The sequence below is a fragment of the Rhodanobacter sp. FW021-MT20 genome, assembly GCF_041107475.1.
Taxonomy (GTDB): Bacteria; Pseudomonadota; Gammaproteobacteria; order Xanthomonadales; family Rhodanobacteraceae; genus Rhodanobacter_A; species Rhodanobacter_A glycinis.
Genome location: NZ_JBGBPX010000001.1, coordinates 68,253 through 81,964, shown reverse-complemented (window position 1 = coordinate 81,964; position 13,712 = coordinate 68,253). Strand labels below are relative to the sequence as shown.

At 65.3% G+C, this 13,712-nt stretch carries 14 protein-coding genes; 9 read left to right on the top strand and 5 right to left on the bottom strand.

The window, feature by feature from the left end:
• The first annotated feature begins 116 nt into the window (after positions 1–116).
• The 5 genes from AB7849_RS00395 (at position 117) to AB7849_RS00375 (ending at position 6,254) form a co-directional block, all read left to right on the top strand.
• Positions 117–1,535 carry a polyketide cyclase gene (locus tag AB7849_RS00395; protein ID WP_147627745.1) on the top strand — a complete coding sequence of 473 codons (1,419 nt, stop codon included), beginning with the start codon at positions 117–119 and terminating at the stop codon, positions 1,533–1,535.
• 171 nt (positions 1,536–1,706) lie between these two features.
• On the top strand, positions 1,707–2,639 hold the full coding sequence (locus AB7849_RS00390; RefSeq protein WP_008213261.1) for an ABC transporter ATP-binding protein: 933 nt from the start codon (positions 1,707–1,709) through the stop codon (positions 2,637–2,639).
• On the top strand, positions 2,636–3,370 hold the full coding sequence (locus AB7849_RS00385) for an ABC transporter permease subunit (protein WP_008213260.1): 735 nt from the start codon (positions 2,636–2,638) through the stop codon (positions 3,368–3,370). Before AB7849_RS00390 ends, AB7849_RS00385 begins: the two co-directional genes overlap by 4 nt.
• A gap of 1 nt (position 3,371) precedes the next feature.
• A complete protein-coding gene (locus AB7849_RS00380; protein WP_008213259.1) occupies positions 3,372–5,273 on the top strand; it encodes a GldG family protein in 1,902 nt (633 codons plus the stop codon).
• A gap of 108 nt (positions 5,274–5,381) precedes the next feature.
• Positions 5,382–6,254, top strand: a complete 873-nt coding sequence (locus AB7849_RS00375; RefSeq protein WP_008213258.1) for a cytochrome c oxidase assembly protein — start codon at positions 5,382–5,384, stop codon at positions 6,252–6,254.
• Between the two features lie 133 nt (positions 6,255–6,387).
• Here AB7849_RS00375 and AB7849_RS00370 read toward each other — a convergent pair whose 3' ends face one another.
• Both AB7849_RS00370 and AB7849_RS00365 read right to left on the bottom strand, forming a co-directional pair.
• Complete coding sequence (locus tag AB7849_RS00370; RefSeq protein WP_008213257.1) at positions 6,388–6,837, bottom strand: copper chaperone PCu(A)C; 450 nt, start codon at positions 6,835–6,837, stop codon at positions 6,388–6,390.
• Between the two features lie 2 nt (positions 6,838–6,839).
• The gene (locus tag AB7849_RS00365; RefSeq protein ID WP_008213256.1) at positions 6,840–7,448 is read right to left on the bottom strand and encodes an SCO family protein; all 609 of its coding nucleotides are present in this window, start codon (positions 7,446–7,448) and stop codon (positions 6,840–6,842) included.
• A gap of 83 nt (positions 7,449–7,531) precedes the next feature.
• Here AB7849_RS00365 and AB7849_RS00360 point away from each other — a divergent pair, with 83 nt between their 5' ends.
• The 4 genes from AB7849_RS00360 (at position 7,532) to AB7849_RS00345 (ending at position 11,283) form a co-directional block, all read left to right on the top strand.
• Positions 7,532–7,912, top strand: a complete 381-nt coding sequence (locus AB7849_RS00360) for a DUF423 domain-containing protein (RefSeq protein ID WP_008213255.1) — start codon at positions 7,532–7,534, stop codon at positions 7,910–7,912.
• A gap of 51 nt (positions 7,913–7,963) precedes the next feature.
• Positions 7,964–8,395 (top strand): hypothetical protein, encoded by a 432-nt coding sequence (locus AB7849_RS00355; RefSeq protein WP_008213253.1) that lies wholly within the window; start codon positions 7,964–7,966, stop codon positions 8,393–8,395.
• A 121-nt stretch (positions 8,396–8,516) separates the two neighbouring features.
• On the top strand, positions 8,517–9,698 hold the full coding sequence (gene purT, locus AB7849_RS00350) for a formate-dependent phosphoribosylglycinamide formyltransferase (protein WP_369500473.1): 1,182 nt from the start codon (positions 8,517–8,519) through the stop codon (positions 9,696–9,698).
• Positions 9,699–9,774: 76 nt separating this feature from the next.
• Entirely contained in the window at positions 9,775–11,283 is a 1,509-nt protein-coding gene (locus AB7849_RS00345; protein ID WP_008213252.1) for an FMN-binding glutamate synthase family protein, read from the top strand.
• A gap of 81 nt (positions 11,284–11,364) precedes the next feature.
• Here AB7849_RS00345 and AB7849_RS00340 read toward each other — a convergent pair whose 3' ends face one another.
• The 3 genes from AB7849_RS00340 to tesB all read right to left on the bottom strand — a co-directional run bounded on the left by AB7849_RS00340 (position 11,365) and on the right by tesB (position 13,617).
• Entirely contained in the window at positions 11,365–12,081 is a 717-nt protein-coding gene (locus AB7849_RS00340; protein WP_008213251.1) for an arginyltransferase, read from the bottom strand.
• Between the two features lie 248 nt (positions 12,082–12,329).
• Positions 12,330–12,734, bottom strand: a complete 405-nt coding sequence (locus tag AB7849_RS00335; protein ID WP_008208613.1) for a hypothetical protein — start codon at positions 12,732–12,734, stop codon at positions 12,330–12,332.
• Between the two features lie 16 nt (positions 12,735–12,750).
• A complete protein-coding gene (tesB, locus tag AB7849_RS00330; protein ID WP_008208615.1) occupies positions 12,751–13,617 on the bottom strand; it encodes an acyl-CoA thioesterase II in 867 nt (288 codons plus the stop codon).
• Positions 13,618–13,712 lie beyond the last annotated feature (95 nt).

Below are 13,712 nucleotides of genomic sequence, written 5' to 3'. Positions count from 1 at the left end.
CATCGGTGGCTTCGGCGTTGCTGGGCCACGCTTGGGCGCATTCCCGCGGGATTTTCCCGATGCCCGGTGGCCAGTGACGCATCATGTCGAGAAGAAGACGTTCGGAGACCCCTGGAATGACGCGTGTTCTGGAAATCATTGTTGCCCTGATTATCGTCGCCGTTCTTGGCGTCGTGGCGGGCTTTGTCATGCCCAGCACCGGCCATGTGGATCGGTCGCTGGTAGTCGGCAAGGACATTCGCCAAGTCTATGATGTGATGGACAACCTCCGTCGCTTCCCCGACTACAGCACGCAACGCAGCGACGACCCGAAGATCCAGTATGCGTTGTCCGGCCCGGCCTTCGGCCCGGGTGCCACGCTGTCGTGGACGGGTGGCAACGACAAGGTGGGCGACGGCAAGCTGACCATCGCCAGCGCGCAGCCGGACTTCAACAAGATCGATCCGACCGTCAAGCACGCCACGATCATCTGGAACCTGGACAACAACTGGCACGGCAACGACAAGCACTTCACGATCGATCTGGATCGTCAGGGCCGCCAGGGCAAGCTGACCAAGATCACCTGGTCGTATGACGTGGCCTATGGCTTCAACCTGATCAACCGCTATTCGCGCCTGTACATCCATGGCGATCCGGATTCGCTGATCCAGTACAGCCTGAGCAACCTGCAGAACGTGCTGGCCGCGGTGCCGAACGTCGACTACAGCGACCTGATTCCGTACATCGTGCAGACCAAGCCGACGCCGGTGCTGCTGATTTCCGACTCCAGCCCGCGCAAGGACGGCCTGGCCGGTCTGGACGACGTGATGAACACCGACCTCACTGCGATCAAGGCCGCGGCCAAGAAGCTCGGCGTGAATGTGACCGGTCCGCGCATCACCTTCACCACCAACTACGGTGACGAGACCTACAGCTTCGACGTCGCGCTGCCGATCGACGCCAGCGACCTGACCATCAATGGCCAGAGCTACACGCTGGCGGCCGCCAAGCAGCCGGCCCTGTCCGCCGACGGCACGGCTCCGGCCGAGAGCAGCAGCGCACCGGCTTCGGACAGCTCCAGCAGTGCACCCGCCGCCGCAGTGGTGCTGAAGCCGGGCGAGCTGGACAAGGATGGCCGCCTGGTCGTGGACGGCAAGGTGCGCGCCACCCTGGCGTTCGGTGGTCCCGCGCTGGAAGGCGTGTGGAACGGTACCGCCGCCGGCGTGCCGCAGACCCGCGACATGCTGAAGGCCTACGCGCAGACCCACGGCTACAAGTACGACGAAGTGGTCCACCGCCTGTACGACATCCAGGTGCAGCCGGAAGTGCAGGACGACAAGGGCAACATCACCACTTACGCCAAGTTTGACGTCTACCTGCCGATCACCGACTCGGCCAACGGTGGCACGCTGCCGCAGCAGACGCCGGAACAGGCTGCCGGCATTGCCCAGCCTTCGTTGGACGCCAGTGGCGACCAGGCTCCGGCCGCGGCGGGTTCCGCCCCGGCACCGGCCGGTTCCAGCGCCGCACCGGCTGCGGCCAGCAGCGCGCAGTAAGCGCTACCGCTGGCACGATGAAAGGCCCTTCCCTCGCGGGGAGGGCCTTTTCGTTTCCGCTGTTTCCACGCTGCAGCATCCACGTGTCGGGAAGAACTTTTGCGGCGTCATGCGGTACATTGCAGAGCGCCGTGATTTCGCCGCGCGCATCCCTTCCCACTTAGCCCGGACATGATCGAGACCGACCAGCTCACCCGTCGCTATGGCCACCTCGTTGCGGTGGATGCCTTGAGCATTCGCGCCGAGCCCGGCCAGGTGCTTGGCCTGCTGGGGCCCAATGGTGCGGGCAAGTCCACGGCCATGCGCATGATCTCCGGATTCCTCGCGCCGAGTTCGGGCACCGCCCGCGTGTGCGGGCACGACGTGCAGCGCGAATCGCTGGCCGCACGCCGTGCCCTGGGCTACCTGCCCGAGGGAGCACCCAGCTACGGCGAGATGACCGTGCGCGAGTTCCTGGTGTTCATCGCGCGTGTGCGTGGCCTCAAGGCCGACGTGGGGCGCCGTCGGTTCGATGAAGTGGTGGGGCGGCTGCAACTGGAAGAGGTGCTGGAGCAGTGCATCGACACCTTGTCGAAAGGCCTGCGCCGCCGTGTGGGCCTGGCCCAGGCGATCCTGCACGACCCGCCGGTGCTGATGCTGGACGAACCCACCGATGGCCTCGACCCGAACCAGAAGCACGCCGTGCGCCAGTTGATCGATGCGATGGCGCGCGAACGCACCATCCTGATCTCCACCCACCTGCTGGAAGAAGTCCACGCGTTGTGCAACCGCGTGGTGATCATCGCCCGCGGCAAGCTGCTGGCCGACGCCACGCCGGCGGAGCTGGAGGCACGTTCGCGCTATCACGGGGCGGTGTCGTTCAGCGCCGCGGGAAGTGGCGTGTCGCAGGAAATGCTGGGGCGCCTGCCGCAAGTGGCCGGGGTCGAAGTGGATCCGCTGGATGGCCGCGTCACGGTGTTTCCACGACCCGGCGAGCGCATCCTGGAGCCGGTCGAGCAATTGCTGCGCGAGCAGGGACTGGAAGTGTCCGAGATCCAGCTTGAACGTGGCCGCCTGGACGAGGTGTTCCGGCAGATCACGCTGGGCGATGAGGTGCCGGCATGAATCCGGTGATGGCGGTGGCCCGGCGCGAATTGCGCAGCTATTTCGTGACGCCGGTGGCCTATGTGTTCCTGGTGATCTTCCTGGTGCTGGCGGGCATCCTCACCTTCTACGTGGGCGATTTTTACGAGCGCGGGCAGGCCGACCTGCAGCCGTTCTTCTCGATGCATCCGTGGCTGTACCTGATCCTGGTGCCGGCGGTGTCGATGCGGATCTGGGCCGAGGAGGCCAAGGGCGGCACGCTGGAACTGCTGCTGACGCTGCCGGTGACCCTGGTGCAGGCGATGCTGGGCAAGTTCCTCGCGGCATGGTTGTTCGTGGGGTTGGCGCTGCTGCTGACCTTCCCGATCTGGATCACGGTGAACTATCTCGGCTCGCCGGACAACGGCGTGATCGTGGCCGGTTACCTCGGCAGCTGGTTGATGGCCGGTGCGTTCCTGGCCATCGGCACGTGCATTTCCACGCTGACCCGCAGCCAGGTGGTGGCATTCATTCTTACCGCGCTGGTATGCGTGCTGCTGATCCTCGCCGGGCAGGCGCAGGTGATCGATTTCTTCCAGGGCACGCTGCCGCGCAAGCTGGTCAACGCGGTGGCGCACCTCAGCCTGTTGCGTCACTTCGAGGCGATCGCCCGCGGTGTGCTGGATGTGCGCGACCTGCTGTATTTCCTGCTCACCATCGTGGCGTGGCTGACCGCCGGCGTGCTGGTGCTCGACCTGAAACGGATGCGCTGAGATGGGCCGCCTTCACCTCCGTCGCCGTCCGGTCCTGATCAGCGCCCTGGTGCTGCTGGTGTTGGCGTATGTCGCCGTGGTGCTGGGCAGCAGCCGCTGGGTCGGGCCGGCGCGGGTGGATTTGACCACCGATCATCTGTACACGCTGGCGCCCGGCACGAAGCGGATCATCGACAGCCTGCATCGCCCGCTGCGACTCACCCTGTATTTCTCCGAACACGCCACGCGGGACCTGCCGCAGCTGCGCAGTTACGAGCAGCGCGTCAACGAGATGCTGCAGGAAATGGTGGCACGCTCGCACGGGCGGATCCGCCTGCGCGTGGTCGACCCGGTGCCGTATTCCGACGACGAGGCCAGCGCCGAAGGCAACGGCCTCACCGCGGCCAGTGGCGGCAGCAATGGCGAGCGGGTGTTCTTCGGCCTGGTCGGCAGCACCTTGCCGCCGGGTATCGACAGCGAGCAGGACCCGGATGACGCGACCGTGGCCGGAGGACGCACCCTGTCGATTCCGTTCTTCGATCCCTCGCGCGAGGTGTTCCTCGAATACGACATCGCCAAACTGCTGTACGAATTGAACGAGCCGGACAAGCCGCACATCGGCGTGATCAGCAGCTTGCAGGTATTGGGCAACCCCATCCTCGGCAAGCCGCCGTGGACGGTGATGCGGCAGTTGCAGCAACTGTTCGACGTGGAGTCGCTGGATCCGGCCAAGCTCAAGCGCGTGCCCGCCGACATCAAGGTGTTGCTGCTGATCCATCCGAAGCACCTGTCGGACGATGCGCAATACGCGCTGGACCAATACGTGCTGGGCGGCGGGCACCTGGTGGTGTTCGTCGACCCGGATGCGGAGTCCGACACCACGCCGTACATCAATGCCGAAACCGGTGCCACGGACGATCACAATTCCGATCTGCCGAAACTGTTTGCCGACTGGGGCGTGCTCTACGACCCGACCCAGGTGCTGCTGGACCGCGCGCGCGCATTGCCGATCGAACTGGCCGGGGTGAATCTCACCCATCCGGCGATGCTTGGCCTGGGCACGCAGGAACTGAACCATGACGATGTGGTGACCGCCAGCCTGCAGCGCGTGAATGTGTCCAGCGCCGGCCATTTCGACCTGGCTCCACATGCCACCACGCGCCTGATTCCGCTGCTGCAAAGCAGCGCCGACGCCGAGCTGGTACCGGCGCAGCGGGTGATCGAGGCCAGCAGCGATCCCGCTTCGCTGCTGCAGGGTTATCAGCCGGGCAACCAGCTCTACACGATCGCCGCGCGCCTGCGCGGCACCTTCACCAGCGCGTTCCCGGATCGTGCCGGACAACCGGGACACCTGGCCGCGTCCAAGCCCGACAGCGAAGTGATCCTGGTGGCCGATACGGACCTGCTGACCGATCGACTGTGGGTGGACACGCAGACCTTCCTCGGCCAGCCCACCCTGGTCGCGATCGCCAACAATGGCGATTTCGTCACCAACCTGGTGGACAACCTCAGCGGTTCGTCGGCGTTGCTGTCGATCCGCGGGCGTGCCACCTCGCAACGCCCGTTCACCCGCGTGGAGTCACTGCAGCGCGCCGCCGACCGGAAATTCCTGCAGAAGAAGCAGGAACTGGAAAGCGAGCTGGCCGAGACCAAGCAGCGGCTGGCGGAACTGCAGCCGGTCAAGGGCGACCACGACAGCACGGCCAGTGCAGAGCAGAAGCGCGAGATCGAGCAATTCCTCAAGCGCAAGCTGGCGATCAGCAAGGAGCTGCGCGACGTGCAGCACCAGCTCAACGCCGAGATCGATGCGCTGGGTTTCCGCCTTAAGGTGATCAACATCGTGCTGGTGCCGGCGCTGCTGGTGCTGATCGGCCTGCTCTACGGCTGGCGCCGGATGCGTCGCAACCGGCGTGGCGGGCGCTGACCCGCACGGGTTGCCGGGCGGCAATCTGCCGCAAGCACGGCGGGGCGAGGCGGGCACGGCCACGCGTTATGCTGGGTCGTTGTCGCCGATGTCGGCGTGGAAGGGTCAATGATCGCGATCTTGCTGAAATGGCTGGTGCCGTGGGAGTTCTCCTGGACCTTCCTGATCACCTTCGTGCTGGCCTGCGTGCTGTATTTGCGCGGCAGCCGGCGCTTGCGGGTGGGCACCGGGCGGCAGGTCACGTTCTGGTGCGGCATGGCGATGATGTACCTGACGCTGCACACCTACCTCGATTTCTACGCCGAGCATGAGTTCTTCATGCACCGCCTGCAGCAATTGCTGCTGCACCACATCGTGCCGTTGGTCATCGTGGCCTCGTGCCCGGGCAGCGTGTTGCGCGCGGGGTTGCCGCTGTCGTGGCGGGCGCGTTGGCTGCGGCCGGCGCAGCGCTCGCTGGTCTGGCGTGTCATCAGCGGCGTGTTGTTCAATCCCGTGGTGGCGACGCTGCTGTTCGTGGTGTTCATCCTGATCTGGCTGGTGCCGTGGTTCCAGACGCTGGCGATGCTGGACTGGCGCGTGTACCGCTTCATGAACTGGTCGATGATCGTCAGCGGTTTCGTCTACTGGTGGCTGGTGCTGGATCACCGGTCGCATCCGCCGGGACGGATGGTGGCGGGGATGCGCGTGCTGTCGCCGGGCATCACGATGTCGCCGCAGATCCTGGCCGGTGCGATCATCACGTTCTCGCGGCACGATCTTTATCCGATCTTCGAAGTGTGCGGTCGTGCTTTCAGTTTCAACGTGCTGACCGGCCAGATGATCGGCGGCCTGATCATCTGGGTGCCGGCGGCGATGGTGGAAAGCATCGGCGCACTGATGGCGATGCAGCATTGGCTGCGCTTGTCGCGCAGCGGCCGGATCCGCCGCGACTCGCGCCTGCGACGCGGTGTGGAGACGGACGTGGTCAGTCCGCTTTCGTAGGAGCGCCCCCTGTCCACAAGGGACTTCCTGCGGTCGTGCGCGAATGGCTTTTCGCGAGACGTGACCAAGAGCCTTTCGCGCACAGGGTGCGCTCCTGCACGGCTTCGGTGCGGAACGCGCCTGAAGGGTGGCGTCAGCCTGCGCCGGTGGCGTTGGCCGGGCGTGCAAGGAAGTCGACGGGCAGGGTGCTGCCGTCGGCGAAGCGCAGGATCACCTTGACCTTGTCGCCAGGCTTCAATGCACGGTCGGCCTTCATCATCATCAGGTGATAGCCGGCCGGTGCCAGTGACACCATGCCGTGCGCGGGCACGTCGAGATGATCAAGCATGGTCATCTGGCTCATGCCGTTGTGCTCGGTGCTCTGGTGCAGCATCACGCTGGCGTAATCGGGGCTGCTGGCGTTGGTCAGCCGTGCGGCCTGACTGCCGTCGTTGTCCAGCGTGACGTAACCGCCGGCGGGCAGGCCGGCCGGCAGCAGGCGGATCCAGGCGTGACTGGCCTTGACGTGGTCGGCCTGGGCGGCGTGGGCGCCGCCGGCCAGCAACAGCCCGGCGAGCAACAGCGAAAAGTGATGGCGCTGCATGGTCAATCTCCGCTGCTGATCAGCAGGTGCAGGTCATGCACGAGCTGGGGCTGGGTATCGGCCGGCGTGGCCAGCAAGCGGGCCTTGCCGGCGCGGTCGAAGATATAGATGGCCGAACTGTGGCTCACTTCGTAGCCGCTGTCGTGCTTGTCCGGTTCGCGCGAGAACGAGGCGCGGTAGCGCTTCACCAGTGATTCGATGGTGCTTGGCGAACCGGTGAGGCCAATGGCGTGCGAGTCGAAGGCGCGCACGTAGTCGTGCAGCACGGCCGGCGTATCGCGCGCCGGGTCCACGGTGACAAACAGGATGCGCACGTCATCGGCCTGCTTGCCGAGCTTCTGCATCACGGCGTGCAAGTGAGCCAGGGTGAGCGGGCACACATCCGGGCAATGCGTGTAGCCGAAGTACAGCAGGGTCACCTTGCCCTTGTAGTCGGCGGCGGTGACGCTCTTGCCGCTGTCGTCGGTGAGCTTGAACGACAGGTCGGGCATGTGCCCGCGAATGCTGGTGAGTTGCCACGGCGGGGGCTCATGCTGACAGCCGGCCAGCAGCAGGCTGGCGATGAGCAGTAATGGCAGCAGGGCGAACAGGGCGGTGCGCGACAGCTTCATGCGAGAATCCGGACGGTTGCGTTCATTCCAGCATACGCCGGCGCTTTCGGTGCGTCGGCCGAAAACACCAGGAAACCCCGCTCATGCGACAAATTGTCCACTCGCGCGCAGGGCTGCTGACCGGCGTGGCCGGCGCCAGCGCCGTGTTGTTCGGCGCCTTCGGTGCGCATGCGTTGCGTGGCGTGCTCGATGCGGATCATCGCGAGTTGTGGCACACCGCTGTGGAATACCATTTCTGGCATGCGCTGGCGCTGGGATTGGCCGCATGGGTGGGCAGCGGGCGGACGGGGCGTTGCGCCGTCGCTGCGTTTGCCATTGGCATCGTGCTGTTCAGCGGCAGCCTTTATGCCTTGGCGCTGGGGGCGCCGCGCTGGACCGGCATCGTCACGCCGTTTGGCGGCGTGGCTTTCATCGTCGGCTGGATCGCGCTGGGTCTGACTCTGGGGCAGCGATCAGGCCGCTGATGGCGGGGCAGCCGTCACGCGGCTGTCATGGCTGGCTGCGAGCATCGGGGCATGGACATGAGCCTGCCCTCTTTGTCGATGCCACATGCGGCGACTGGATTCACGTCGTCGCCGCGCTTCGGATGGCGTGCTCGGCTCGTCATCGCGACGCTGGCCATGACGCTGGTTCTGGGCGCTGCCTGGCTGGCAACGCCGCTTCCATCGACCGCGAACGGATCGGCCGCAAACGGACACACTTTCGCGCATTGGCGCGGCGAAGGGCGTGACTGGCTGCTGATGGCCAAGCCCGACACGGGCGAACTGGTGGTTTATGACGCCGCGGACGGTCGCCCCCTGCGACGCCTGTCGGTGGCCGGCGTCAAGGACATCGTGCTGGAAGACAATTGGCTGTTCGTCACCAGTACGGCCCATCCCGGGCTGCGCCTGCTGCATCTTCCGCAGTTGTCGTGGCGACCGTTGCCTGGCACGACCGAAGCCCGCTGAATCCTGTCAAAAACGGCTGCTTCCGCAAATGACGGGAAGCGGGCCGGCCCAATGCGCCAGCCGGGTGCGTTGGTAACCTGCCTGCTGCCCGTACAATGTCGCTTTGCGCGGAGATATCCGGATGAAGCCGTTCGGTACCCCTTATTCCGACCACGCCGTGCGCGTGCTGCTGCTGGGCGCGGGCGAGCTGGGCAAGGAAGTCGCGATCGAGCTGCAGCGGCTGGCGGTGGAGGTGATCGCGGTGGATCGCTACGCCGACGCGCCGGCGATGCAGGTGGCGCATCGCAGCCACGTGATCGACATGCTCGACGGTGCCGCCCTGCGTGCGGTGATCGAACTGGAAAAGCCCGACCTGGTGGTGCCGGAGATCGAGGCCATCCATACGCCGACCCTGGTCGAGATGGAAAAGGACGGCCTGCATGTGATCCCCACGGCGCGCGCCGCGTGGCTGACGATGGACCGCGAAGGCATCCGCCGGCTGGCGGCCGAGGAATTGGGCTTGCCGACGTCGCCGTATCGTTTCTGCGATACCGAAGACGAATACCACGCCGCGGCAAAGGCGATCGGTTTTCCGTTCGTGATCAAGCCGGTGATGAGTTCGTCAGGCAAGGGCCAGAGCATCGTGCGCGATGCCGATGGTTTGCAGCATGCATGGGATTACGCGCAATCGGGCGGGCGCGCCGGCAAGGGCCGGGTGATCGTCGAAGGCTTCGTCGATTTCGATGCCGAGATCACCTTGCTGACCGTGCGCCATCGCGACGGTACTTCTTTCTGCGAGCCGATCGGCCACCGCCAGGAAGACGGTGACTATCGCGAGTCATGGCAGCCGCAACCGGTAGCCGCTGCAGCGTTGGCCGAAGCACAGCGACAGGCCGGCGCCTTGTCCGCCGCGCTGGGCGGCTGGGGCGTGTTCGGCATGGAGTTTTTCGTGAAAGGCGATGCGGTGATCTTTTCCGAGGTCAGCCCGCGCCCGCACGACACCGGGCTGGTGACGCTGATCTCGCAGGACCTGTCCGAATTCGCCCTGCATGCGCGCGCGATTCTTGGCCTGCCGATTCCGGTGATCCGTCAGCTTGGGCCATCCGCCTCGTGCGCGGTGCTGGTGGAAGGTGACGGGCGGGCGCCGCAGTATCACGGCGTGGCCGACGCGCTGGCCGAACCGGATACGCAATTGCGCATCTTCGGCAAGCCGGAGGTGAAGGGACGCCGGCGCATGGCGGTGACGTTGGCACGCGATGCGGATATCGAGGCGGCGAAGGCGAAAGCGGTGCGTGCGGCGCGGACCCTGCGCGTAACCCTGTAGCATCGCGGGATAACCATGCAGCACAGCTGCTCACTGATGTCATGGCGGCTGTGGCCGCTCCGGACGGAGGACGACAATGGAAGCAACGGGTTTTGCGCACTGGCTGGTAGCGCTGGTGGAAGCGGTGGCGGTGGTGTTCCTGCTGGCCTTCGCCATCGGCGTGGTGGTGATACTGATCACGTGGCTGGTGGACCGCAACCAGTCGTCCAATTCCGTGCTGCGCAACTTTCCGGTGGTTGGGCATTTTCGCTACGGCTTCCTGCGCCTGGGCGAATTTTTCCGGCAATACCTGTATTCCAGCGACCGCGAGGAACTGCCGTTCAATCGTGCCGAGCGCGTGTGGGTGTATCGGGCGGCGAAGAATGCGGAGAACACCGCCGCATTCGGTTCCACCCGCGACCTGCGCGCCGAAGGCGTGCCGTTTTTCGTCAACGCGGCGTTTCCCGCGCTGGGTGATCATCACGTGGATGCCAAGCCGCTGCGCATCGGGCCGTATGCGCGCGAGCCGTATGAGCACACCGCGTTCTTCAACATCTCGGCGATGAGCTTCGGCGCCTTGTCGGCGCCGGCGGTGCGGGCCTTGTCGCATGGTGCGGCCAAGGCCGGTATCTGGATGGACACGGGGGAAGGCGGCCTGGCGCCGTATCACCTGGAAGGCGGTTGCGACATCGTGTTCGAAATCGGCACCGCCAAGTACGGCGTGCGCACGCCGGACGGCCAGCTGGACGACCAGAAGCTGCAGGATATCTGCGCGCACAAGCAGGTGAAGATGGTCAGCATCAAGCTTGGCCAGGGCGCCAAGCCAGGCATGGGCGGCTTGCTGCCGGGTGCCAAGGTCACGCCGGAGATCGCCGCGATCCGCGGCATTCCCGTGGGCCAGGATTCGCAAAGCCCGAACCGTCACCTGGACATTGCCAACGTGTCGCAGCTGATGGATTCCATCGCGCACATCCGCGATCTCACCGGCAAGCCGACCGGCTTCAAGGCGGTGTTCGGCGACATGCGCATGGTCGAGGAACTGTGCGACGAGGTGGTCAGGCGCGGCATCGAGAGCGCGCCGGACTTCATCATCGTGGACGGTTCCGAAGGCGGCACCGGCGCCGCACCGCAAACGCTGATGGAAGGCGTTGGCCTGCCGTTGCAGGAAGCACTGCCGCAACTGGTCAACCTGCTGATCGAACGTGACCTGCGCGACCGCGTCAAGGTGATCTGCTCGGGCAAACGGATTACCGCCTACGACGTGGCGTGGGCGCTGTCGATGGGCGCGGACTTCGTCAACTCTGCGCGTGGCTTCATGTTGTCGCTGGGCTGCATCCAGTCGCTGCAATGCAATCGCAACACCTGTCCCACCGGCATCACCACGCAGGATCCGAAGTTGCAGCGCGGACTGGTGGTCACCGACAAGACCGAAAAGGTGGCGAACTACGCCAGGAACGTGATGCACGAGGTCGGCATCATTGCCCACAGTTGTGGCCTGGATGACCCGCGCCAGCTCGATCGCACGCATTGCCGCGTGATGGGCAACGACGGCGTGTCGGTGCCGCTGGTGAAGCTGTTTCCGTATCCGGTGAGAGCTGAGAAGTGAGTTCAGAGAAGTGAGGAGTGAGAGAAAGCCATGCAGGTTGCGCAGTGGTTTTGCTCTCTCTCACTTCTCACTTCTCTCCACTCACTCCTCAGAATCCCTCATCTCGTGCCAGCCGTCGGCCCTGCGCACCTGCAGCGGCCGGAAGCGCCGCTTGTAATCCATCTTCGGATGGCCGGCGATCCAGAAACCGAGATACACCCACGCCAAGCCACGCCGGCGAGCCAGTTCCACCTGTTGCAGGATTGCGAACGTGCCGAGGCCGCGAGCCGCTTCGGTCGGGTCGAAGAAGGTGTACACGGCCGATACGCCGTTCGGGCAGATGTCGGTGACGGCCACGCCCAGCAGACGCTCGCCCAGCCGCAGTTCCAGGAACACGGTGGGACTCCATGGTGCGGTGAGGAAACGGCGAAAGTCGCTGGCGTCGGCTTCGTCCATGCCACCGCCCGCGTGGCGGCTTTGCAGGTAATCGCGGTACAGCGCGTGGCGTTCGTGGTTGTAGCCCGGCGTGACCTCGATGAGGCTCAGGTCGGCATTGCGTTTCAGGCAGCGACGCTGCGAACGATCGGGCGCGAACTTTTCCACGTCGATGCGGCAGGGTGTGCAGGCGCGGCATTGCGGGCAGTGCGGAAAATACAGGTGGCCGCCGGCACGACGGAAGCCGTGTTCCAGCGCCGAGCCGTAGATCTTGTCCAGTTGCGGCGCCGCCGGATCGAGCACCAGATTCTGCGCCGTACGCTCGGCGTAGTAGCCGCAGGCGTGCGGCAGGGTCTGGAACAGGCGGACGGGATCGGAGCGCATGGTCCGATTCTAGGAGCGTGGGCGGCAGAAATCTTCCGGGCTGCAAAAGTGTCTGTGTGGTCCATATTTCCGCCGCTTCTTGGCCCATAGAACCACTATGGGCCGGCGAATCGTCGAAAATCTGTCCTCACGCAGCCACTTTTTCGCCTCGAAAGTTTCTACCGCCCACGCTCCCAGGCGCAGAACGCGCCTGCATCCGTGAAGAAGCCTTGCCAGTGCAGGGCCCGGTCGGCATCCGGCGCAAATCCTCAGAACAGGTGCAGCGAACGCAACATCGCCAGCACGAACACGGCGCCGATCGCCAGCAGCACGATGCGCCGCACCCTGGCCACGGTGTATTTGCGCCGCGCAGCCGGCGAGGGATCACGCGCGGCAGCCAGCTCCTCGGCGTGGCGGGTGGTCGGCTCGATGCCCAGTCCGCGCAGCAGCACGCGGGCCTGGGTGTAATCGTCGGCATGGCATATCCACACCTGCGGCCAGCTCTCGCGCTCGTTGCCGGGCTGGTTGTCGCGGTGCGTATAGCTGAAGCGCTGGTAGGTGGGCCGGTTCCAGTTGGAGCGGTTCATCACCTTGGTCTCGATGCCCTGTTCGGTCATCAGGGCCACCACGCGGTCGATGTTTTCCTGGCGTGGAGAGGTATAGAGCTGGCGCATGCGGCAAGTCTTCCGGTCAGTCTTTGTGCAGGCGGATCAGGCCTTCCTGCGCGGTGGAGGCCACCAGCCGGCCGTCACGGCTGAAAATCTGCCCGCGCGCCAGGCCGCGGCCGCCCTGGGCCGTCGGGCTGTCGAACGAATACAGCAGCCACTCGTCGACCTGGAACGGGCGATGGAACCACATCGCGTGGTCGAGGCTGGCCATCTGCACGTTGCTGGTGAGATAAGAGATGCCGTGCGGCAGCGTGGCCGTGCCGATCAGGTGGAAATCCGAGGCATAGGCGAGCAGGGCGCGATGCAGGATCGCGGTATCGCCGATCGGGGCGGTGAGGCGGAACCAGATGTGCTGAATCGGCGGGCGCTTGGGCGGGTGCAGTTCGTCGCGCGGCCATACCTGGCGAAACTCGAACGGCCCGTCGATGCCCAGCCAGCGCTGCAGTTTCACCGGCAGTTTGGCCAGTTCGTCCGGCGGCAGGTGGCGCATCGGCTCCAGGTCTTCGGGGGCGGGTACTTCCGGCATCGCGACCTGGTGCTCGAAGCCCTTTTCCGGTACCTGGAACGAAATCGAGCCGTTGAGGATGGGCTGGCCGTGCTGGATCGCCACCACCCGTCGTGCCGAGAACGTACCGCCGTCGCGGGTGCGTTCCACGCTGTAGACGATCGGCGCCTCGATGTCGCCGGCACGCAGGAAATACGCATGCAGCGAATGGGCTTCGCGCGAGGCATCCACCGTCTGCTGCGCCGCGGCCAGCGCCTGTCCCAGCACCTGGCCGCCGAACACGAAGCGCGTGCCGATGTCGCGGCTCTGACCACGGAACAGGTTGTCCTCCAGTCGTTCGAGCTGGAGCAGTTGAACCAGTTCGTTGACGTGTTCTTCGCGCATGGGGGAGCCTGGATGCCGGGTAATACGGTGATTATAGCCGGGCGGGACTCGCTGCCTGCGCCGGTTCGTCGAGACACCAGCGGGATGTCTTCTTT

What these genes read in the sequence shown, in the direction of transcription:
- AB7849_RS00395 (WP_147627745.1), top strand. Translation starts at nt 117, where the DNA reads ATGACGCGTGTTCTGGAAATCATTGTTGCCCTGATTATCGTCGCCGTT.
- AB7849_RS00390 (WP_008213261.1), top strand. Translation starts at nt 1,707, where the DNA reads ATGATCGAGACCGACCAGCTCACCCGTCGCTATGGCCACCTCGTTGCG.
- AB7849_RS00385 (WP_008213260.1), top strand. Translation starts at nt 2,636, where the DNA reads ATGAATCCGGTGATGGCGGTGGCCCGGCGCGAATTGCGCAGCTATTTC.
- AB7849_RS00380 (WP_008213259.1), top strand. Translation starts at nt 3,372, where the DNA reads ATGGGCCGCCTTCACCTCCGTCGCCGTCCGGTCCTGATCAGCGCCCTG.
- AB7849_RS00375 (WP_008213258.1), top strand. Translation starts at nt 5,382, where the DNA reads ATGATCGCGATCTTGCTGAAATGGCTGGTGCCGTGGGAGTTCTCCTGG.
- AB7849_RS00370 (WP_008213257.1), bottom strand. Translation starts at nt 6,837, where the DNA reads ATGCAGCGCCATCACTTTTCGCTGTTGCTCGCCGGGCTGTTGCTGGCC.
- AB7849_RS00365 (WP_008213256.1), bottom strand. Translation starts at nt 7,448, where the DNA reads ATGAAGCTGTCGCGCACCGCCCTGTTCGCCCTGCTGCCATTACTGCTC.
- AB7849_RS00360 (WP_008213255.1), top strand. Translation starts at nt 7,532, where the DNA reads ATGCGACAAATTGTCCACTCGCGCGCAGGGCTGCTGACCGGCGTGGCC.
- AB7849_RS00355 (WP_008213253.1), top strand. Translation starts at nt 7,964, where the DNA reads ATGGACATGAGCCTGCCCTCTTTGTCGATGCCACATGCGGCGACTGGA.
- purT (WP_369500473.1), top strand. Translation starts at nt 8,517, where the DNA reads ATGAAGCCGTTCGGTACCCCTTATTCCGACCACGCCGTGCGCGTGCTG.
- AB7849_RS00345 (WP_008213252.1), top strand. Translation starts at nt 9,775, where the DNA reads ATGGAAGCAACGGGTTTTGCGCACTGGCTGGTAGCGCTGGTGGAAGCG.
- AB7849_RS00340 (WP_008213251.1), bottom strand. Translation starts at nt 12,081, where the DNA reads ATGCGCTCCGATCCCGTCCGCCTGTTCCAGACCCTGCCGCACGCCTGC.
- AB7849_RS00335 (WP_008208613.1), bottom strand. Translation starts at nt 12,734, where the DNA reads ATGCGCCAGCTCTATACCTCTCCACGCCAGGAAAACATCGACCGCGTG.
- tesB (WP_008208615.1), bottom strand. Translation starts at nt 13,617, where the DNA reads ATGCGCGAAGAACACGTCAACGAACTGGTTCAACTGCTCCAGCTCGAA.